Genomic DNA, 19,104 nt, shown 5'->3' on the forward strand with positions numbered 1-19,104 from the left:
GAAACTGTTGGAGGAGAGGGGGCCAGTTCATGAGCGCCGCCGCACCCACCCATCGCGAAGTCGCCAACCGCGGCCTGCTGGTCGTGTCGGTGATGCTCGCGACGCTGATGCAGGCGCTCGACACCACGATCGCGAACGTCGCGCTGCCGAATATGCAGGGCACCTTGTCGGCGACCCAGGACCAGATCTCCTGGGTGCTGACCTCATACATCGTCGCCGCCGCGATCGCGACGCCGGCGACCGGTTGGCTCGCCTCGATCATGGGCCGGCGCCGCCTGCTGCTGATCGCGATCGCCGGCTTCACGATCGCCTCGGTGTTGTGCGGCCTCGCCAGCAGCATCGGCGGGATGGTTGCGTTCCGTCTGCTGCAGGGCTTGTTCGGCGCCTCGCTGGTGCCGCTCTCGCAATCGACCCTGCTCGATGTCTACCCGCGCGAGAAGCACGGCGCGGCGATGGCCATGTGGGGCATGGGCGTGATGGTCGGCCCGATCCTCGGACCGCCGCTTGGTGGCTGGCTGACCGACGTCTACAGCTGGCACTGGGTATTCCTGATCAACGTGCCGATCGGCGCGCTCGCGCTGTTCGGCGTCGCCGCCAGCCTGCCGACCGACGAGACGCAGCAGACGCGCTTCGACTGGCGCGGCTTTGCGTTCCTTGCGATCGGCATCGGCGCGCTGCAGCTGTTCCTCGATCGCAGCGAGCAGCAGGACTGGTTCGGGTCGGTCGAGATCCAGGTCGAGGCCGCGCTCGCGTTCCTCGGTTTCTACCTGTATTTCGTGCATTGGCGCTTCAGCGCGAAGCCGTTCCTGAATCTGGGCCTGTTCGCGGATCGCAACTTCCTGGCCAGCAACCTCTTCATCTTCGTGCTCGGCGTCGTTCTGTTCGCGACGATGGCGCTGCTGCCTCCGTTTCTGCAGAACCTGATGAACTATCCGGTCGTCACCACCGGCCTGCTGCTGGCGCCGCGCGGCATCGGCACGCTGATCGCGATGATGCTGGTCGGCCGGCTGATGGCACGAGGCGTGGATGCCCGCTTGCTCGCCTGCATCGGCATGCTGCTGACCGCGTATTCGCTGTGGCAGATGATGCATTTCAGCCTCGACGTGCCACAGCACGTGATCGTCACCACCGGCGTCGTGCAGGGCCTCGGACTCGGTCTGGTGTTCGTGCCGATCTCGACCGTCGCGTACTCGACCCTGCCGATGACCGCGCGCACCGAAGCCGCAGGCATCTTCAGCCTGATGCGCAACATCGGCTCCAGCGTCGGCATCTCGATCGTGATGACGCTGCTCTCGCGCAACACGCAGATCAACCACGCCGAGATCGCCTCGCGGCTGACCCCGTTCGGCAACAACATGGCGCAGCTGCCGGTCGTGTTCGGCAACTCGGCGGGTGGGCTTGCCGCGCTCAACGGTGAAGTCACGCGCCAGGCGTCCGGCATCGCGTTCCTCAACGACTTCTGGCTGATGATGGTGCTGACCGCCGCGGCGATCCCGTTGCTGCTGCTGATCAAGCCGGTGAAACGTATCAGCGCACCGGCGATCGTCGCCGATCACTGAAGCGCGAATGGCGCAGCGCGCGTAGGGGCGCATGCGCCTCGTGTAGCATGCGTGCATGTCCCTCGAACCTTCAGCGCTGCCCTTGCCGCGGTTCGACTGCGGCGTTGCGTTGCTGCGCGCGTGGCGGCCCGATGACCTCGACAGCCTGGTCGCGAACGCGAGCCATGCGGACGTCTCGCGCGGCCTGCGTGATCGTTTTCCGTACCCCTACACCGGCGACGACGGACGCGCCTGGCTCGCGCGCGCGGTCGACGAATCGGATCGCGCCTGGGCGATCGAGATCGACGGCGCGGCGGTCGGCGGCGTCAGCCTGCATCCGGGCAGTGACGTGCATCGGTATTCGGCCGAACTCGGCTACTGGCTCGGCCGTCGCTATTGGGGTCGCGGCATCATGACCGCGATCCTCGGCATCTTTTCCGAAACAGCGATGACCGCGTTCCGCCTGCACCGGCTCTACGCGACCGTCTACGCGAACAACCCGGCATCCGCACGCGTGCTCGAGAAGGCCGGTTTCGAGCGCGAAGGCGTGCAGAAATCCGCGGTGGTCAAGCGCGGCGAGCTGCTCGATCTCGTCGTGTATGCGCGCACGCGGACAGACCTATCGTCGTGAGCGATTGTGAAGTCCGGCGTGCGCGCGAGTTGCGGCGCGATGACAGAAGCTGAACGTCGCGCGTGGAAACTCCTGCGCGAGCGTCAGGTCGACGGATTCAAGTTCCGCTGTCAGGTTCTGCTCGGTCCCTGCATCGCGGACTTCGAGAATATGGAGGCAGTTGATCGTCGAGATCGACGGTGGTCAGCACGGTGGCGAGCGCGATGCGCGTCGTGATCGCTGGTTGTCGGAGCAGGGCTTCCGGCTGCTGCGTTTCTGGAACAATGACGTCACGTCGAATATCGAAGGCGTGTATCAGCGAATCAGCGAGGCATTGCAGGACATGGGACACGACAAGGATCGGGAATCACCGTGGGCGCGTACGCGCGGGGCGCGTCACCCCCATCCCAACCCTTCCCCCGTCAAGGGGGAAGGGCTTGAACGCACCGCGCCTGCGCCTTCACGCACCGAGCGGGAAGGGCTGAAGCGCACGCGCGGCGATGAGCAAGGGGCGCGACGTGAGCGTCCGCGCAGCGAGGTGGAAGAATCGAGGCGCGATCGCCGGTCTCCTCCCCCCCTTGCGGGGGAAGGCCGGGAGGGAGGGAAGGCGCCGCAGGCGCCGCCTCGCGAAGTACGGTTGTACGGCCTCAACGCCTGCCTCGCCGCATTCGCGAAGCGACCCGAAGCGCTGCGCAAGGTGTATTTGACCGAGGCACGCATTCCGGCACTGAAACCCGTGCTTGCCTGGTGCGTGAAGCATCGTCTCGGCTATCGCATCGTCGAGGAAGCCGATCTCGACAAGCTGACCGCATCGCGGCATCACGAGGGCGTGTGTTTCGATCTGCTGCGCGCACCGCCTGTCGATCTCGCACGCTGGCTGGCCACGCTGCCGCCGAAGCCCGCGCCATCGCTGCTGCTCTGGCTCGATGGTGTCGGCAATCCGCACAACCTCGGCGCACTGCTGCGCAGTGCCGCGCATTTCGGCGTCGATGGCGTGATCGTGCCGGCTGATGCGGGTCTCGACGTGTCGGGCGCTGCCGCGCGGGTCGCCGAGGGCGCCGCGGAAGTGGTGCCGCTCGTGCAGGCGGCGTCTGCATCGGACGCACTTACTGCGCTGCACTCGCGCGGATACGCGCTTGCCGCGACGGTGCCGCGTGACGGGGTTTCGCTGTATGCGACGCCGCTGCCGCAGCGCCTCGTGCTGGTGTTCGGTGCCGAAGGCGAGGGCATGAGCGCGGCGTTGATCGAGGCGGCGGACCTGCGCCTGACCATTCCCGGCAGCGGCGCGATCGAGAGCCTCAATGTCGCCGCCAGCGTGGCCGTGCTTCTTGGCGAGTGCTGGCGCCAGTCGCAGGCATCACACATTCGCTGAGGTCGCCGTCATCGAGCGGTAAGAAGCCTGGGGCACGCTGCGCGGTTTCGATCGGAGCCGCGTGCGATGTCCAGCGTCATCACCGCGCCGCTGCCTGCCGTGCGAGACCTGCCGGTCATGGACTGGTTGCGTTCGCTGCGGGTCGCGCTGATCGCCTACGCGTTCTCGCGCGGCTTGATCCTCGCGGTCTGGGTGCTCAGCGCGCAGCTGCATCTGGATCATCCACCCGGGCGCGAGCAGCAGGCGATGCCGGCCGCCGAGATCGCGCCGGGCGCGCTGGCGCAGACGTTGCGCAACCTCGCGCTGTACAACGATGGCGGCTGGTACCTGACCATCGCCGAGCACGGCTACGAGACGCGCCCGTTCGATGCCACGCGACTCGCGAACTGGGCGTTCTTCCCGTTGCACCCGCTGCTCTGGCGCGCAACCGCGGCGCTGGTGGGCGACCTGCCCGCGGCCGGTCTGTGGCTGGCGAATCTCGCGTTTCTCGCCGCGCTGGTCGTGCTGCACCGGCTCGCGCTCGCGCTCGGGCGTGATGCCGCCGGCTCGCAGCGCGTGGTGTTCGCACTGGCGTTGTTCCCGGTCAGCTACTTCTGTGCGCTGCCGTGGAGCGAGTCGCTGTTCCTGCTGCTCAGCGCGGGCGCGTTCCTCGCCGCGGTGCGCGAGCGCTGGGGCTGGATGGCGCTGCTCGGCATGCTGGCGACCGCGACGCGCCTTGCCGGCCTGTTCCTGCTGCCGGCGCTGGCGCTGTGGGTGTGGCCGCGCCGGCATGGGCTGTCAGCGCGGCCGTGGCTCGCGCTCGCACTGATCCCGCTCGGGCTTATCGCATTCATGCTGGAGCTGCACGTGGCGACCGGCAACGCGCTCGCGTTCAGCGGCATCCAGGCCGCGTGGGGGCGTCACCCGACGTTTCCGCTGGAACCGATCCTCGCGATCGCGCAGCAGCCGCGGCTCGCGATCGAGGATTGGAACTTCCGCTGGCTCAATCTCGCGGTAACGCTCGGGGGAGCCGCAGCGGTCGTCGCGTTGTGGCGGCGGCGCGAGCCGGCTCTGGCGGTGTTCCTGCTGCTCGGCCTCGCGGCGCCGCTCGCGAGCGGCACGCTGATGTCGATGGCACGCTACGCGCTCGGCTTGTTCCCGCTGGCGCTGGTGATCGCCGATCTCACCGCGGACCGCGCGGTCGAGCGCGGTTGGTTCGCGCTCTCGACCGCGCTGCTGGCGCTGATGTCCGCGGCATTCGCGCTCGGCATGACCTTCGCCGGAGCCTGACGGAGTGAGCTGATCTAGTCGCCGCGACCGTCGTTCGCGAACGCGCCGGGCGCCGAGCCGAAATCGCCCTCCGCCTGCGCGGCGAGGTACGCGGCCACCGCGTAGACGGCGACATTCTGACGCAGCTGCTCGGGATCGATCTTGTCGAGCGTGTCGTTCGCGGTGTGGTGCCAGTCGAAATAACGCGTCGCGTCCTGGTGCAGCGACAGCCCGGCCATGCCGACCGCATGCAGCGCCGACAGGTCCGAGCCCCCGTTCCCCGGCGCGCTCGCGTCGTATTCGACACCGAGCGGCTTCAGCACTTCCGCGATCTGCGCGACCGCGCCGCGCGCTTCGGGTTTGACGCTGGCCGTGATCTTCCAGATGCGATCGGCGCCGGCATCCGATTCACTGCCGAGCACCGCGGACTTGATGTCCTTCGCGTGGCTCGCCGCGAACTCCTTGCCGCCATAGAGGCCCGCTTCCTCGTTCGCGAACGCGACGACGCGGATGCTGCGCGCCGGGCGCTGCGGCAACGCGGCGATCACATGCGCCGCGCCAACCGCGATGCCGACGCCGCTGGCGTCGTCGATCGCGCCGGTGCCCGGATCCCAGGAATCGAGGTGACCGCCCATCACGAAGTACTCGTTCGGCTTCTTGCTGCCGCGTAATTCCGCAATCACGTTCGCGCCCGTGTACTCGCCCTCGATGCCGCAATCGAGCGCAAGCTTGATCGTCACCGGCTGGCCGCGCTTGAGCACGCGTTCGAGCTGGTCCGCGTCGGTGCTGGCGAGAGCGGCCGCCGGGATCGGCGCGACGCCGTCTTCGTAGCGGGTCACGCCGGTATGCGGCAGGCGGCTGCTGTCGGTGCCGGCAGAGCGCAGCAGGAACGCGCTCGCGCCTTTGCTTGATGCGAGCGAGGGGCCCTGCGTGCGCACGGTCGAGCCAATGCCGTAGTCATGGCCGTCGCGATGCGCATGCATGCGCGCTCCGACGTACACGATCTTGCCGCGAACCATTGCGGAGTCCGCGGCCTTCAATGCATCGAACGAATCGAAGCCGACGACGTCGCTGCTGATCCCGCCGGCCGGCGTGCCCGGCGAGTGGCCGAGCGCGAGCACGGCCAGCGGCTGCGCGAATGGCGCCACGATCTCGGCATGCTCACTGCGGCGCACCCATTTCGGATAGGTGACCGGCTCGGTCCAGACCTTTTCGAAGCCGAGTGCCTTGAATTTCGCGATGACCCATTCGCGCGCCTTCGCGTCGTTCGCGCTGCCGGCGAGGCGGGCGCCGACTTCGGTGGTCAGGCCTTCAGTGAAGTTCCAGGCCGTGTTGTCGTGCAGCGCCTGTTCGCGCAATTGCGCCGCGGTCGTGAGTGCGGCGTCGGGAATCCGCGTCGGAGTGCCACCGATCGCGGATGTCACGGCAGTGGCGAGCAGGGCGGGCAAAAGGGTAAGAAACGGCTTCACGCGGAACCTCCAGGCAGTCGGATGCCTACGATGCCGCAAAAACGTGCGCCAAGTCCGGTGCCGATCGTCATGGACGTCACGTCAGGCCGCGATTTTGCGTTGTATAGATAGCCGCGTCCGACAGTCGTCGCGACATGGGAGCGGAGTCGGTATCCGCCAGCAGAGGATCCGGGTCCGTAGTCGTTTCGGCGCGATGCGTTTTCCGCACGCGCGTCTCAACTGATAGGGAAAGCTCATGAATCGCTTCGTACGTAACATGTGTCTCGCAACGTGCGTCGCGGCGGCCGCGCCGCTCTCGATCGCGGCATCGCGCATCGATGCCGACAACGGGTCGGCACCCTCGGCGGATCTGCCGTCGGTTGCCGCACAGCCCTGGAATGCGCAGCCGAGGGCTGTCCTGGACGGCGCATCGCCCACCGTTGCCGATGTGGGCGACGTGAACTCGTTCGGGCGCAACCTGCACTGGCTCGGACTCGCATTGGCCAACGTCGCCGTGGCCGGCGATTGCACCGGCACCGATCCGTCCATACCGTGCCAGACGCTTGCGCCGGCGCCGGCGACGACGAGCTTCAGCTTTACCGACGTCGCGCATATCGCGTTGCCGGAGAAGGCGTCCAATTCGCTGCTCTGCTACTGGTTCTCGCCGGTGCTGAGCTACGCCTTCAACAATCCGACCGCCGCGCCGGTCGTCGCGCGCCTGCGCTACAACCCCACGTTGACGGTGGAGAACCCGCTGCTCGCCACGCCAGGCCTGATCGATCCGACGACCGGAATGCCGTTCAGCGGCAAGCTGGAAACCAGCATGACTTCGTCGCAGCTCTTCGAACTGCCCCTGCCGGCAGGCATGAGCGTCATCGAGCGCAAGCGCGATTCCTCGGTCTGCATGGCGGGGCTGCTGAGCCGGCAGGCCTTGGTCGAGACCTACGGCCTCACAGCCGCACAGGCCAAGGAGTTCTTCAAGCGGCCGACCACGGTGCGACTCAACATCAATGGCAGCGCACAGTATGTGGATCAGGCCGCAATGACCTTCGGTCTGCGCATCATCGGCGACTGAGCTGCAACGAAAAACGCCGGCGCTGCGAAGCGCCGGCGTTGGTGGCCCTCGGCGGATGCGCCTACTTCGCCTTCAGCAGATCACGGATCTCGGTCAGCAGCACGACGTCCGCCGCCGGCGGTGCAGGCGCAGCCTCTTCCTTCTTGACCATGCGGTTCATCAGCTTGACCACCAGGAAGATCGCGAGCGCCACGATGGCGAACTGAATGATGGTGTTGAAGAACGAGCCGAACTGGATCGCGACTTCGCCCTTGCCGTCCGCGCCGGCCGCCTTGAGCACCCATTTGTAGGCCGTGAAATCGACGCCGCCGATCAGCAGGCCAATGGGCGGCATGATGATCTGGTCGACCAGCGAGGTCACGATCTTGCCGAATGCCGCACCGATGACCACGCCGACCGCGAGGTCCATCACGTTGCCGCGCATCGCGAATGCCTTGAACTCCGATAACATGCTCATGCTTGTCTCCCGCAAGACGCCGTTGAGATGCCGCAGTGTCAAGAGGCGGCGCACTACTGTACCGGAACGCCCTGCGCGCATAGAGCCGCGCGCTTTCCCTGACACAGAAACTTACCTGGTTTCGTACCCGGCGACTCGCACTTCGAGCGTTCCGATGCCCTCGAGTTCGGCGTGCACGCGGTCACCCCGTTGCAGCGCGGCGACGCCGGCCGGGGTGCCGGTGAAGATCAAGTCGCCGGGCGCGAGCGTCCACAGCTTCGAGAGTTCGTGAATGATCTCGGCTACGCCGAATACCATGTCGGCGATGTCGGTCTGCTGGCGGCGCTCGCCGTTCACGTCGAGCGCGAGCCTCGCATGTTGGGGGTGACCCGTTTCGGCGACGCGGCGCAGCGCCGAAACCGGTGCCGAACCGTCGAAGCCTTTCGCTACATCCCACGGATGGCCCTTGGCCTTGGCGATGGCCTGAAGGTCGCGGCGCGTGAGGTCGAGGCCGACGCCGTAGCCGTACACGCAATCGAGCGCGTCCGCGACCGGGATATCCCGTCCGCCCCGTGCGAGCGCGACGATCATCTCGACTTCGTGGTGAAGATCGCGAGTTGCCGGCGGATAGGGAATGTCGGCGCCGTCGGTGACCACCGCGTCGGCCGGTTTCATGAAGAACATCGGCTGTGCGCGATCGACCGTCGCGCCCATCTCCTTCGCATGCTCGGCATAGTTGCGACCGATGCAGTAGATGCGATGGACTGGAAAACGCGCGTCGGTGCCGATGACCGGAACGCTCGGCGTGGGCGGCGGGATGACGACGTCGGACATAGGCGGGACTCACGGACGCGAGAACCGCAGGATAGCAGCGCGCGTTTCAGGTCTGCGCACGCGGCTTGTCCGCGCGCCGGTCGCGCCGCCACATCAGCTTCAGCCCGGACCAGGTCGCGTCGATCGCGCAGACCTTGATGTCGACCAGGCCGATCGGCAGCGCGAACGTGCGCACGGTGTCCTCGGTGATGTCGGTCGCGACGTCGGAGCCCTTCTTCGGCCACGATGCCCAGATCACTCCGGTGGCCGGCAATCTCGCGGACAGGGACTTCAGTTCGTTCGCGAGCTGCGTCGCCTTCACCGCAAAGACATGCGCGAGCTCGAAGTTGTCGCGCGTGCCGACCAGCATCAGCGCATCGGCTTCGGCACCGACCAGCGCTGCGTAGTCGGACGGCGCATGGCGCACGAGTACGCGCTGCATCGGCGTGAGTCCGAGCTTCTGCCAGACCGGTTTGCCGGAATAGCCCGTTGCGCCCGATTGTGACATCTGTCATCTCCACGCCGTGATGGCGACGCCTTGCGGCACTACGGTGATGCGCAGAGTCTATGGCAGACTTGAGTATTGTGTTGGTTGCGCAGGGATATCGCAGAGTGGAAAAGTCCGATTTGTTGCATCAGCTGCGCATCGATCGCAGCGAGCCAGAAAAGCACTCGGGGGGCTCGCGCATATGGCTGGGCCTCGCCGTCGTCGTCGTGTTGGCCGCGCTTGCGGCGGCCGGCTGGTGGGTGCTGCGCGACGGCAAGACCTTCGAGGTGGAGGCCGCGACGGCCGCGGCGCCCGTAGGTGGCGCGGAGTCGATGGCGGTGCTGCAGGCGACCGGCTACGTGACCGCGCGCCGCCAGGCCACGGTGTCCGCGCAGATCACCGGCACCATCATCGACGAGCATGTCGAGGAGGGCGAGCACGTCGAGGAAGGCCAGGTGCTTGCGCATCTGGATTCGTCCGCACAGCGCGCCGGCCTGGCACAGGCGACTGCGCAGTTGCAGGCCGGGCAGGCACAGCTCGCGCAAATCCAGGCACAGATCGCGCAGAGCCGGCGCGATCTGACGCGCGCCGAGGATCTGGTCGGACGCAAGCTGGTGTCGGCGCAATCGGTCGAGGTGGCACGCACTCAGGTCGCCACACAGCAGGCGCAACTGGCAGCGCAGCGCAAGCAGGTTGAGCTCGCGCAGGCCGGCGTGCAGAGCGCGCAGGTGCAGCTCAACTACTGCACGGTGCGTGCGCCGTTCAGTGGCGTGATCATCGCGAAGTCCGCCCAGGTCGGCGAGATCGTGTCGCCGCTATCGGCGGGTGGCGGTTTCACCCGCACCGGCATCGGCACGATCGTCGACATGGATTCGCTGGAGATCGAGGTCGACGTCAACGAGTCCTACATCAACCGCGTGCTCGCGAAGCAGCCGACCGAAGCGGTGCTGGATGCCTATCCGGACTGGAAGATCCCCGGGCATGTGATCGCGATCATCCCGACGGCCGATCGCGGCAAGGCGACGGTCAAGGTACGCGTCCACCTGGACCAGAAGGATGCGCGCATCGTGCCGGACATGGGCGTGCGGGTGTCGTTCCTGGAGGACCCCGGCAAAGCCGCCGCGCAGTCAGCCCCGGTGCCGAAGGGCGTTCTCGTGCCGCAGTCGGCGGTCGTGCAACGCGACGGCAAGAATGGCGTGTTCGCGATCGACGGTGATCGCGCGCGCCTCAAGCCGGTGACGCCCGGACGGAACTACGGCGACTCGCGCCTCGTCGAGGGCATCGCCAGCGGCGTTCGCGTGGTCAGGCAGCCGGCGGCCGAAATGGCCGACGGGGTGAAAGTGGAAATCAAGACGTCGAAGTGAATCGATTGATCCAGCGCAATGTCGAAAACGGGATCTCTCGATCGTCGTAAACCAACAAGGGCGCCGCAAGGCTGACTCGTTCCGAACACGCCGCACTCAAAACATCCGAGGAAACGTCATGGCAAACCTGGTCGAAATCCGCAACCTCGCCAAGATCTACGAGCGCGGCAAGCAGAAGGTCGAGGTGCTGCATCACATCGAGCTCGACATCGCGCAGGGTGATTTCCTGGCATTGATGGGTCCGTCGGGCTCGGGCAAGACCACCTTGCTCAATCTGATCGGCGGCCTGGACACGCCCACGGACGGCAGCCTGAGCGTCGGCGGCGTGCGCATCGACAAGCTCGGTCAGGGCGCGCTGGCGAAGTGGCGCGCGTCGAATGTCGGTTTCATTTTCCAGTTCTACAATCTGCTGCCGATGCTGTCGGCGCAGAAGAATGTCGAACTGCCGCTGTTGCTGACCAAACTCGGCGCAGCGCAGCGCAAGAAGAATGCTTCGGTCGCGTTGCAGCTCGTCGGCCTGGCCGATCGCGCATCGCACAAGCCGACCGAACTTTCCGGGGGTCAGCAACAACGCGTCGCGATTGCGCGTGCGATCGTGTCCGATCCGACCCTGCTGGTCTGCGACGAGCCCACCGGCGATCTCGACCGCCAGTCCGCCGAAGACGTGCTCGGCTTGTTGCAGACGCTCAACCGCGATCACGGCAAGACCATCGTCATGGTCACCCATGATCCGAAGGCGGCCGAGTACGCGAGCCATACGCTGCATCTGGACAAGGGCACGCTCGTCGAGCAAGCGGCGCACGCGTGATTTCGAGCCCCTCTCCCGCCGGGAGAGGGGTTGGGGGATGAGGGTTCGGAGGAGGCCGTGCCTCTGCCGAACCCGAACCCTCATCCGGCGCTCCGCGCCACCTTCTCCCGAGGGGAGAAGGAAAGGCTGCAACCTGTGAGGTTTGCAATGAAATATCTCCATCTCATCTGGGCCGCGCTGTTCCGGCGCAAGGCACGCACGATTCTCACGTTGGTGTCGATCATCGCCGCATTCCTGCTGTTCGGATTGCTCGATGCCGTGCGTGTCTCGTTCGAGCAGGCCGGCCAGAGCGCGAACGGCGCGGAGCGTCTGCAGACCGGCGCGCGCCTGTCCTTCATCCAGCCGTTGCCGCAGGGGCTCGGCGCGCAGATCGCGGCGGTGCCCGGCATCAAGGAAGTCGCCTACGCGAACTGGTTCGGCGGCGCCTACCAGGACCCGCACAACCAGATCTTCACGTTCGCGGTGAGCCCGAACTACCTCGATGTGTATCCCGAGGTTGAAGTCTCGCCCGAGGAGCGCAAGGCCTTCGACGCCAACCTCAACGGCATCCTCGCCGGCGAGGTTCTGGTCAAGAAATACGGCTGGAAAGTGGGTGACAAGATTCCGCTGCAGTCGCAGATCTTCCCGAACAAGGAGGGCAGCAAGAACTGGAGTTTCGATCTGGCCGGCGTCATGAAGTCCAAGGACAGCAAGGCATTCCAGAGCGGGATGATCATCCTGCATTGGAAGAACTTCGACGAAACCACGCCCTACAACCGCGGCCAGGTCGGCTGGTACATCAGCCACGTGGCGAACGTGAACGATGCCGATCGGGTCGCCAAGGCGGTCGATGCGCTGTCGGCGAATTCCGATCACGAGACCAAGACCCAGACCGAGCAGGCCGCGACGGCGAACTGGATCAAGCAGATGGTCAACATCAGCCTGATCGTGACCTCGATCATGGGCGCGGTGTTCTTCACCCTGCTGCTGCTGACCGGCAACACGATGATGCAGGCGGTGCGCGACCGTACCTCGGAACTGGCCGTGCTGAAGACGATTGGCTTCTCCAGCACCAGCGTGCTCGGCATGGTGCTGGCCGAGTCGGTGCTGCTGCTCCTGCTCGGCGGCGTGATCGGACTCGGCCTGGTCAGCGTTCTTTCCCCCATCGTCTCCGCGGCCAGCGGCGGCGTGATGCGGCTTCCGAGCGTCGGAGCAGGCAGCTGGGCACTGGGCATCGCGCTCGCGGTCACGATCGGTCTGGTCATCGGCGCCTTGCCCGCACTGCGTGCGATGCGTCTGAACATTGTCGATGCACTGGCTGGACGTTGAAGAAAAGCATGCGTCATCCCGGCCATGGACTGGCCGGGATCCAGTACCAGGGAGGGAATTGAGGTTCGAACGATGAAATTCCTGATTGGCCTTCTCACGCTCATCGTCGTCATCGTCGGTGTGCTCGTGTTTCTCAACCTGCCCTGGCCGGGCTTGTTCGTGATCCTCGTCGCCCTGGGGTTGTGGATGGCGCTGACACGGCGCGGCCAGCAAACCGCATCCGTGGCTGCAGTCGGCATCAGCACGATCACCCAGCGCCTGGGATCTTCCGCGGTGATCGTGGTCGGCATTGCCGGCGTGGTCGCCGTGCTCGTCGCCATGCTCGCGATGGCGCAGGGCTACGCCGATACGCTGCGCAGGACCGGCAGCGCTGACACGGTCATCGTCATGCGCGGCGCCTCGGCCTCGGAAGTTTCCTCGGTGCTCACGCACGACAACGCGCTGGTCATCGAGCAGGCGCCGGGCGTCGCCAAGGACGATGCGGGCAAGCCGATCGTGTCGCCGGAGCTCGTTGTCGCCGCGAATCTCCCGGTCAGGAACAGCAAGAACCCGGACGATTTCGGCAGCGTGCAGCTGCGCGGCATCGGCGACGAGGCATGGAAGCTGCGCACGAACGCGAAGATCATCGCCGGGCGCAAGTTCGAACCCGGCAAATATGAACTGGTCGCGGGCAAAGGTGCGCAGGCGAATTTCGCCGGCCTCGAGCCGGGCCGGGAGATCAAGCTGGGCAGCCAGACATGGACGGTCGTCGGCATCTTCTCCTCGGGCGACGCGCTCGATTCCGAGGTGTGGGCGGATGCGCAGGTGGTCGGCAACACGTACCGGCGTGGTTCCAGCGTGACGACCGTGTTCGCCCGGCTCGCCGATGCCTCCGCGTTCGATCAGTTCAAGACGGCGCTCACGACGGATCCGCGTTTGCAGGTCGATGTCGACACGACCGTGAACTATTTCAGCAAGCAATCGGAAGGCACCTCGAAGATCATCACGATCATCGGCATCGTGGTCGGCGCGATCATGGCGATCGGTGCGGTGTTCGGCGCGCTCAACACGATGTTCGCCGCCGTGGCCACGCGCGCGCGCGAGATCGCCACGTTGCGCGCGATCGGCTTTCGGGGCCTGCCCGTGGTGGTGGCGATCATGCTCGAAACCATGCTGCTTGCGCTGGTCGGCGGCATCCTGGGCGGTCTCCTCGCGTGGCTGATCTTCAACGGCTACACCGCGTCGACGTTGGCGGCCGGGTCCACGGGCCAGCTCACGTTCGAGTTCCACGTCGCGCCGTCGGTATTGTGGACGGGCATCAAGTGGGCGCTCGCCATCGGCTTCATCGGTGGCCTGTACCCGGCGTTGCGCGCGGCTCGCTTGCCGGTGACAACCGCGCTGCGCGAGCTGTAGTCGCCATTGGCAGCCGGACGGAAGGCGAGGTCAACGCCTTCGGTCCGGCCGCGTTGTCCCGACTGACGCGACGGTTCGCAGAGGTTGGCGATGGCGAGGCAACTGCTGGGCGTCCTGATCGGCACGCTGCTGCTCGGCTCGCTATTCGGCCTGTTGCAGGGGCGCTGGCCCGCCGTGGCCGGACTGCGCCGCAGCCGCCGCGAGCTCGCCACAGATCTCGTCTACTGGTTGCTGACCCCATTGCTGACGAGACCGCTGACCCGCATCGTGGTCGCCGCCGCCGTGCTGCCGCTGCTGCTCCTGTTGCGACAACCGATCGATCGCGGACACGTGCTGCACGGCTTTGGTCCGGTCGCACAGTTGCCGGCCGCGCTGCAGGTGCTGGCGATCATCGTGCTCGGCGACCTGATCGGCTACTGGACGCATCGCGCGTTCCACCGCGGGCGCCTGTGGCGCTTCCACGCCGTGCATCATGCCGCGCGCGAGCTGACCTGGCTGTCGGCGACGCGCCTGCATCCGCTCAACGATGCCTTGTCACGGCTGGCGCAGGCGCTGCCGTTCGTACTGCTCGGGTTTGCGCCGGCAGTCGTCGCCGCCTACGTGCCGCTGCTGACTTTGCACGCGCTGCTGCTGCACGCGAACTTGCGCTGGGATTTCGGTCCGCTGCGGCAGGTGATTTCCAGCCCGACCTTCCACCGCTGGCATCACGCCGATGCGCCGGCCGCGCGTGACCACAATTTTGCCGGTCTGTTGCCGCTCTGGGATCGGCTGTTCGGCACGCTGTACTTGCCGGACGGGCAGCATCCGCAGTCGTTCGGTGTCAACGAGGCGGTGCCGGCTGGTGTGCTCGCGCAGTGGCTCTATCCGTTCCGCTCGCGGCCCAGCGCAATCAGCGCGACGCCGCCGAGGATCACTGCCATCGCGATGAGATCGAACGGATGCACGGCTTCGCCGCCGAACAAGGCACCGACCAGCACCGCGACCGGCGGATTGACATAGGCATAGCTGGTCGCCAACGCCGGTCGCACCGTATTGAGCAGGTACAGATACGCGCTGAAGCCGACCAGCGATCCGGCGATCGCGAGATAGACGACCGCCAGGCTCGCCGACAGCGGCGGCGCGACCGGCCAGCGTTCGCCGATCAGCAGCGCGAACACGAGCAGCACGGCACCGCCGGTCAGCATCTGTGCCGCCGTGTTCATAGCGGCCGGCGGCATGTTGCGGCGTTTGCTCCAGACCGAACCGAATGCCCACGAGCCCGCCGCGACGACCAGCGCGAGTGCGCCGATCGGTGAGCCGGCCATGCTGCCGCCGAGATTCAGCAGGATCACGCCGGCGAAGCCGACGCCCAGGCCGAGCCATTCCATGCGCCGTGGCCAGTGTCCGTACAGGCCGCCGAACACCGCCGCGAACAGCGGCATGCTCGCGACCGCGACCGCGGCGAGGCCGGAGGCGACGCTTTGCTCGGCGTAGCAAACCAGTCCATTGCCGAAGCCGAGCAGCATGACGCCGGTCAGCGCGGAGTTGATCCACTGCGCGCGTGTCGGTGCGGCCATGCCGCGCCAGCGCAGGAACGCGTAGAGCACGCCGCCGGCGCAGAGGAAGCGGATCGCCGCCATCAGGAATGGCGGATAGCTCGCGACGCCGACGCGGATCGCGAGATAGGTCGAACCCCAGACGAAGTACAGCGAAACCAGTGCGAGCGGCACCAGCACGCGCGGGCCGAGCAGCGGAGTCGACGGCGCTGCCGCCTCGAGTGGGGCGCAGCGAGAGGATGGGTTCATCGGGGAGCGGTCGGGGACCGTAGTGTTTGACTGGACGAGCGGTGCGCAGGATAGGTCGGATTTGGACCCAGCGCGAGCGCCGGTTGGTCCGATCGGACAGGGGCCACTCCAACTCGCGCCGGGTGCAGTGCGGTCTGACCGGTTGTGGTCACATGAGTTCAGTGCGCCGCTGTCGAAGGATCGCGCGTCGATGCCGCGCCCTGGATGACCGTGAATTCACCCTCTATCACGCCGGGTGGCGCGGGCGCCGTCTGGGCGTTCGACGACGCGGCCGGCGGCCGCGCCGAACGGAACGCATTGACGAGCAGCAGCAGGCCGCCGCCGATCGCCAGCGCAGCCAGCGCGAACATGCCGACCGCGATCAGCGCCAGCACGGCGATGATGCCGAGCACGCCGGACAGAAGGCGCGCCAGCGGGTGCCGCGGCCGGAATGCGCGAAATGGACCGTAGAACATCGCCGGTGCTCCCTGTGCCAGAATGCGCGCCCGTTTCGGCGGCGCTGAGGGACGTATCTTGGGGTTTCCGCGCGCGCCGACAAGTGCTGAAAGATGGCATGAACCATTCCCAGCCGCTGTGCCGGCTCGCTGACATCCCCGATGGCGACGCGATTGCCGTGCAGGTCGCCAGCGCGACGGGCGGTTTCGAGCTGATCGTGCTGCGTAGAGGCGAGCGTGCCTTCGCGTACCACAATGAATGCCCACACGCCGGGCGCAACCTCGACTACGCCCCGGGGCGTTTCCTGGTGCGCGATGGCCGCCTGACCTGCGCCGCGCACGGCGCAACGTTCGCGGTCGAGAGCGGCGCCTGCCTCGGCGGTCCGTGCCGCAGCGGCCTCGTCGCACTGCGGGTCGACGTCGTCGATGGCGCAGTGTGGCTGCCCTGACAGGGCGCTGAAAAACACCTTCACTGCCCAGTTGCTGCGATACAGGGGCGCAAAGCGATTGATCCGCGGAGCAAGTGGCGCGGCTTACTCGCGCCATCCTCGGCGCTCGTCCAAGAACCGCACCGCGTACCCGCACCGATCAATCGATCTGTACGCGCACATCCTGATGCGCGAGGTTCCCTGATTCACACGCGAAGGTCGGTGACATGCCGAGCACGGAACGCGTCGGTATGTGCGAGCCGGTAACCACGGTCGGTGGGCTCAGCACATCGAGTCGATAGCGGCTGACCCCTGCTGAAGCCACTCGGTCGAACGCGAACGCCGCGTGCGTGTCGGCATCCAGGAACGCGGCCTGTCTCGTCTGCAGATCGACCAGACGTACCACGGCGCCGCGCAGCGGTCGCCCAGCGGCGTCATAGGCGGTGCCGGTGACCTTGCAGTCATCGGTCGCGGCCAATGCGCTGAACGCGGGTATCGAAAGGGCCAGAGCCAAGGCAAAGCGGATCATGATGGGCCTCCGTGGGTTGCGTGCGCATCCCTGCGGGCGGTTTCCTGTCGGATATGCTACTCCGCTGCAAGCCGGCGGGTGTGGCATCCGTTGCGGGTTCGCGCGGCGCGACGAACCGGCGTTTCGATGCTGCCATGGTCGCGACGAATCAGCCGCGCCCGAACACCAGGTTCACTGAAACCAGCATGACGACCAGCATCAGTAGGGTCAGAGGAATACCGACGCGCAGGAAGTCCCGCCCGCGGTAGCCGCCCGGACCGGTGACGATCATGATCACCGGGTTCGCGCTCGGGATTACGAACACGTTCGAGGTCGAGATCGCGACGACCAGCGCATAGATGGCCGGGTTGCCGCCCGAGGCAAGTGCGACGTTGATCGCCATCGGCACCATCATCACGGTCGCGCCGACGTTGGAGACGACCTGCGCGACGAGCAAGGTGATCACCGCGATCACCGCCTGCAGACCCCACTGCGGCCATGCGCCGAGGTAGCGCAGCACTTCCTGCGCGATCCACGCGGCGGCACCGGTCGTATCCATCGCCCAGCCGAGCGGGATCAGGCAGGCCAGGGTGAAGATCGTCTTCCAGTTGATCGCACCATAGGCTTCGTCCATGTTGAGCACCCCGGTCAGCAGCATGCCGACCGCACCGACCAGCATCGCGATCGACAACTTGATGTCGGTGAACAGGCCCAGCCCCATCGCGAGCGTGAAGAACGTCACCGCGTGCCAGATCTTGCTGGGTCGCTGCTCGTCCTTCGGATAGTCGGTGACGACCACGAAATCGCGCGACTCGGCGGCGCGCGCGAGGTCACGCCAGAAGCTGTGCATGACCAGCGTGTCGCCGGCGCGCAGCGCAACTTGGCGCACGTCCTCGCGGAACACCTGGTCGCCGCGGTTGACCGCGAGCACCGAGATGCCGAAGGTCTTGCGCAGGCGCAGATCGCCGACGGACTGCTTGATCCAGCGCGAGTTCGGCGGAACCACGACCTCGGAGATGCCGGCGCGGGTCGGGTTGAACAGGTCGGCGAAGTTGCGCAGGCGCGTCTGCACCTGACACAACTGCGTGTTCGCGAAGTCGTTGACCGACTCGCGCTTGCCGAGCACGCCGAGCACGCTGCCGACCCAGATCATCTGGTCGGCCGGCGGCGCCAGGCGTGCCTCGTTGCCGGTCTTCAGCGCGAGGATCAGCGGCGCGCCGCGCAGCTGCTCGATCTCGCCGACGCTCATGCCGACCAGCGGACTGTCGGCGGTGACCATCAGTTCGAGCACGTCGCCATCGATACCGTAGGTCTCGGCGAAGTAGGTTTCGGTGCGGCCCGGCGTGACTTTCTGGCGTTCCTCGTCGCTCGGCAGCAGCTTGCGCGTGAACAGCGCGAAGTAGGCGAGGCCGCTCAGCAGCAGCGGGATGCCGATCGGCGCGATCGCGAACAGCGTGAAGGTCTGGATCGTCTGCGCGCCGGGCGGCAGGTTGCGGTTCGCGCTCGCAATCAGGTCGTTGAGCAGGATCAGCGGCGAGTTCGAGATCATCGTGACGTTGGTGCCGCACAGGATCATGCAGGCCATGGGCAGCAGCAGGCGTTTCAGCGGCAGGCCGGTGCGCGAACTGATGCGGCTGACCACCGGCAGGAACAGCGCGCTCAGCGCCTGGCTCTGGATCAGAGCCGAGAGGCTGCCGACCATCGCGTTGATGAACAGCGACACGCGCGACTCGACGCCGCCGGCCATACGCAGGATGAACGAGGCCGCTTTGCTCAGTACACCGGTGCGGTCGAGGCCGGCGCCCATGATCATCACCGCGATCAGCGAGATCACCGCGTTGCCGGCGAAGCCCTCGAACAGCTGTTCGACCGGCAGCAGGCGCGTGATGCCGATGACCACGATCACCAGCAGCGCGACGAGGTCGGCGCGAATCCATTCGAGCACCAGCATCAGCACGGTGAACGCGAGCAGCGCGAACACGAGCGCCATGTTGGTGGTGAGGGTCAGGCCGGCGTCCATTCGGGGCGGGTTCTTGTTATGGCCTGCGCGG

The 19,104-nt window shown here is 66.6% G+C and carries 19 protein-coding genes and 2 pseudogenes; 13 read left to right on the top strand and 8 right to left on the bottom strand.

The window, feature by feature from the left end:
* Positions 1-29 precede the first annotated feature (29 nt).
* The 6 genes and pseudogenes from ABD002_RS11765 to ABD002_RS11780 all read left to right on the top strand — a co-directional run bounded on the left by ABD002_RS11765 (position 30) and on the right by ABD002_RS11780 (position 4,789).
* Complete coding sequence (locus ABD002_RS11765; RefSeq protein WP_343791282.1) at positions 30-1,559, top strand: DHA2 family efflux MFS transporter permease subunit; 1,530 nt, start codon at positions 30-32, stop codon at positions 1,557-1,559.
* Positions 1,560-1,614: 55 nt separating this feature from the next.
* Positions 1,615-2,169, top strand: coding sequence for a GNAT family N-acetyltransferase (locus tag ABD002_RS11770; RefSeq protein ID WP_343791284.1), 555 nt, complete (start codon positions 1,615-1,617; stop codon positions 2,167-2,169).
* A 39-nt stretch (positions 2,170-2,208) separates the two neighbouring features.
* Positions 2,209-2,385 (top strand): DUF559 domain-containing protein, encoded by a 177-nt coding sequence (locus tag ABD002_RS19695; protein ID WP_379989002.1) that lies wholly within the window; start codon positions 2,209-2,211, stop codon positions 2,383-2,385.
* Positions 2,330-2,473, top strand: a pseudogene (locus ABD002_RS19700) (DUF559 domain-containing protein); the annotation flags it as partial. The gene ABD002_RS19695 and the pseudogene ABD002_RS19700, both read left to right, overlap by 56 nt.
* A gap of 156 nt (positions 2,474-2,629) precedes the next feature.
* The gene (locus tag ABD002_RS11775; RefSeq protein WP_379989062.1) at positions 2,630-3,520 is read left to right on the top strand and encodes a TrmH family RNA methyltransferase; all 891 of its coding nucleotides are present in this window, start codon (positions 2,630-2,632) and stop codon (positions 3,518-3,520) included.
* Positions 3,521-3,586: 66 nt separating this feature from the next.
* Positions 3,587-4,789 carry a mannosyltransferase family protein gene (locus tag ABD002_RS11780; protein ID WP_343791288.1) on the top strand — a complete coding sequence of 401 codons (1,203 nt, stop codon included), beginning with the start codon at positions 3,587-3,589 and terminating at the stop codon, positions 4,787-4,789.
* Between the two features lie 14 nt (positions 4,790-4,803).
* Here ABD002_RS11780 and ABD002_RS11785 read toward each other — a convergent pair whose 3' ends face one another.
* Complete coding sequence (locus ABD002_RS11785; protein WP_343791290.1) at positions 4,804-6,237, bottom strand: M28 family peptidase; 1,434 nt, start codon at positions 6,235-6,237, stop codon at positions 4,804-4,806.
* 235 nt (positions 6,238-6,472) lie between these two features.
* On the opposite strand from ABD002_RS11785, the gene ABD002_RS11790 reads away from it, so the two are divergent.
* Positions 6,473-7,291: a hypothetical protein gene (locus ABD002_RS11790; RefSeq protein WP_343791292.1), complete on the top strand. Its 819-nt coding sequence runs from the start codon at positions 6,473-6,475 to the stop codon at positions 7,289-7,291.
* Positions 7,292-7,352: 61 nt separating this feature from the next.
* Here ABD002_RS11790 and mscL read toward each other — a convergent pair whose 3' ends face one another.
* From mscL to ABD002_RS11805, 3 genes are all read right to left on the bottom strand, one after another.
* Positions 7,353-7,748 (bottom strand): large-conductance mechanosensitive channel protein MscL, encoded by a 396-nt coding sequence (mscL, locus tag ABD002_RS11795; RefSeq protein WP_343791294.1) that lies wholly within the window; start codon positions 7,746-7,748, stop codon positions 7,353-7,355.
* Positions 7,749-7,859: 111 nt separating this feature from the next.
* Positions 7,860-8,561 (bottom strand): fumarylacetoacetate hydrolase family protein, encoded by a 702-nt coding sequence (locus ABD002_RS11800; RefSeq protein WP_343791296.1) that lies wholly within the window; start codon positions 8,559-8,561, stop codon positions 7,860-7,862.
* A 46-nt stretch (positions 8,562-8,607) separates the two neighbouring features.
* A complete protein-coding gene (locus ABD002_RS11805; RefSeq protein ID WP_343791298.1) occupies positions 8,608-9,048 on the bottom strand; it encodes a DUF3052 domain-containing protein in 441 nt (146 codons plus the stop codon).
* A 104-nt stretch (positions 9,049-9,152) separates the two neighbouring features.
* Here ABD002_RS11805 and ABD002_RS11810 point away from each other — a divergent pair, with 104 nt between their 5' ends.
* From ABD002_RS11810 to ABD002_RS11830, 5 genes and pseudogenes are all read left to right on the top strand, one after another.
* Entirely contained in the window at positions 9,153-10,391 is a 1,239-nt protein-coding gene (locus ABD002_RS11810; protein WP_343791299.1) for an efflux RND transporter periplasmic adaptor subunit, read from the top strand.
* A 118-nt stretch (positions 10,392-10,509) separates the two neighbouring features.
* Positions 10,510-11,199 (top strand): ABC transporter ATP-binding protein, encoded by a 690-nt coding sequence (locus tag ABD002_RS11815; protein WP_343791301.1) that lies wholly within the window; start codon positions 10,510-10,512, stop codon positions 11,197-11,199.
* Between the two features lie 147 nt (positions 11,200-11,346).
* Positions 11,347-12,507, top strand: a complete 1,161-nt coding sequence (locus ABD002_RS11820) for an ABC transporter permease (RefSeq protein WP_343791303.1) — start codon at positions 11,347-11,349, stop codon at positions 12,505-12,507.
* Between the two features lie 72 nt (positions 12,508-12,579).
* On the top strand, positions 12,580-13,899 hold the full coding sequence (locus ABD002_RS11825) for an ABC transporter permease (protein ID WP_343791305.1): 1,320 nt from the start codon (positions 12,580-12,582) through the stop codon (positions 13,897-13,899).
* Positions 13,900-13,989: 90 nt separating this feature from the next.
* A pseudogene (locus tag ABD002_RS11830) lies at positions 13,990-14,667 on the top strand (sterol desaturase family protein); the annotation flags it as partial.
* A gap of 92 nt (positions 14,668-14,759) precedes the next feature.
* Here ABD002_RS11830 and yedA read toward each other — a convergent pair.
* On the bottom strand, positions 14,760-15,683 hold the full coding sequence (gene yedA / locus ABD002_RS11835) for a drug/metabolite exporter YedA (RefSeq protein ID WP_343791307.1): 924 nt from the start codon (positions 15,681-15,683) through the stop codon (positions 14,760-14,762).
* A gap of 158 nt (positions 15,684-15,841) precedes the next feature.
* Positions 15,842-16,138, bottom strand: coding sequence for a hypothetical protein (locus ABD002_RS11840; protein WP_343791308.1), 297 nt, complete (start codon positions 16,136-16,138; stop codon positions 15,842-15,844).
* Between the two features lie 98 nt (positions 16,139-16,236).
* Here ABD002_RS11840 and ABD002_RS11845 point away from each other — a divergent pair, with 98 nt between their 5' ends.
* Entirely contained in the window at positions 16,237-16,566 is a 330-nt protein-coding gene (locus ABD002_RS11845; RefSeq protein ID WP_343791310.1) for a Rieske (2Fe-2S) protein, read from the top strand.
* 139 nt (positions 16,567-16,705) lie between these two features.
* Here the strand turns inward: ABD002_RS11845 and ABD002_RS11850 are convergent, their stop codons facing one another.
* Together ABD002_RS11850 and ABD002_RS11855 are read right to left on the bottom strand one after the other, a co-directional pair.
* Positions 16,706-17,074 (bottom strand): hypothetical protein, encoded by a 369-nt coding sequence (locus tag ABD002_RS11850; RefSeq protein WP_343791312.1) that lies wholly within the window; start codon positions 17,072-17,074, stop codon positions 16,706-16,708.
* A 148-nt stretch (positions 17,075-17,222) separates the two neighbouring features.
* Positions 17,223-19,073 carry an SLC13 family permease gene (locus ABD002_RS11855; protein ID WP_343791314.1) on the bottom strand — a complete coding sequence of 617 codons (1,851 nt, stop codon included), beginning with the start codon at positions 19,071-19,073 and terminating at the stop codon, positions 17,223-17,225.
* Positions 19,074-19,104 lie beyond the last annotated feature (31 nt).

Origin of the sequence: Dokdonella soli (genome assembly GCF_039523175.1) — a bacterium.
Taxonomy (GTDB): Bacteria; Pseudomonadota; Gammaproteobacteria; order Xanthomonadales; family Rhodanobacteraceae; genus Dokdonella_A; species Dokdonella_A soli.

Bases quoted from the DNA above. Each gene is read 5' to 3' on its own strand.
- ABD002_RS11820 (WP_343791303.1), top strand. From the start codon at position 11,347: ATGAAATATCTCCATCTCATCTGGGCCGCGCTGTTCCGGCGCAAGGCA.
- ABD002_RS11825 (WP_343791305.1), top strand. From the start codon at position 12,580: ATGAAATTCCTGATTGGCCTTCTCACGCTCATCGTCGTCATCGTCGGT.
- ABD002_RS11815 (WP_343791301.1), top strand. From the start codon at position 10,510: ATGGCAAACCTGGTCGAAATCCGCAACCTCGCCAAGATCTACGAGCGC.
- ABD002_RS11800 (WP_343791296.1), bottom strand. From the start codon at position 8,561: ATGTCCGACGTCGTCATCCCGCCGCCCACGCCGAGCGTTCCGGTCATC.
- ABD002_RS11855 (WP_343791314.1), bottom strand. From the start codon at position 19,073: ATGGACGCCGGCCTGACCCTCACCACCAACATGGCGCTCGTGTTCGCG.
- ABD002_RS11780 (WP_343791288.1), top strand. From the start codon at position 3,587: ATGTCCAGCGTCATCACCGCGCCGCTGCCTGCCGTGCGAGACCTGCCG.
- mscL (WP_343791294.1), bottom strand. From the start codon at position 7,748: ATGAGCATGTTATCGGAGTTCAAGGCATTCGCGATGCGCGGCAACGTG.
- ABD002_RS11790 (WP_343791292.1), top strand. From the start codon at position 6,473: ATGAATCGCTTCGTACGTAACATGTGTCTCGCAACGTGCGTCGCGGCG.
- yedA (WP_343791307.1), bottom strand. From the start codon at position 15,683: ATGAACCCATCCTCTCGCTGCGCCCCACTCGAGGCGGCAGCGCCGTCG.
- ABD002_RS11845 (WP_343791310.1), top strand. From the start codon at position 16,237: ATGAACCATTCCCAGCCGCTGTGCCGGCTCGCTGACATCCCCGATGGC.
- ABD002_RS11850 (WP_343791312.1), bottom strand. From the start codon at position 17,074: ATGATCCGCTTTGCCTTGGCTCTGGCCCTTTCGATACCCGCGTTCAGC.
- ABD002_RS11840 (WP_343791308.1), bottom strand. From the start codon at position 16,138: ATGTTCTACGGTCCATTTCGCGCATTCCGGCCGCGGCACCCGCTGGCG.
- ABD002_RS19695 (WP_379989002.1), top strand. From the start codon at position 2,209: ATGACAGAAGCTGAACGTCGCGCGTGGAAACTCCTGCGCGAGCGTCAG.
- ABD002_RS11770 (WP_343791284.1), top strand. From the start codon at position 1,615: ATGTCCCTCGAACCTTCAGCGCTGCCCTTGCCGCGGTTCGACTGCGGC.
- ABD002_RS11805 (WP_343791298.1), bottom strand. From the start codon at position 9,048: ATGTCACAATCGGGCGCAACGGGCTATTCCGGCAAACCGGTCTGGCAG.
- ABD002_RS11765 (WP_343791282.1), top strand. From the start codon at position 30: ATGAGCGCCGCCGCACCCACCCATCGCGAAGTCGCCAACCGCGGCCTG.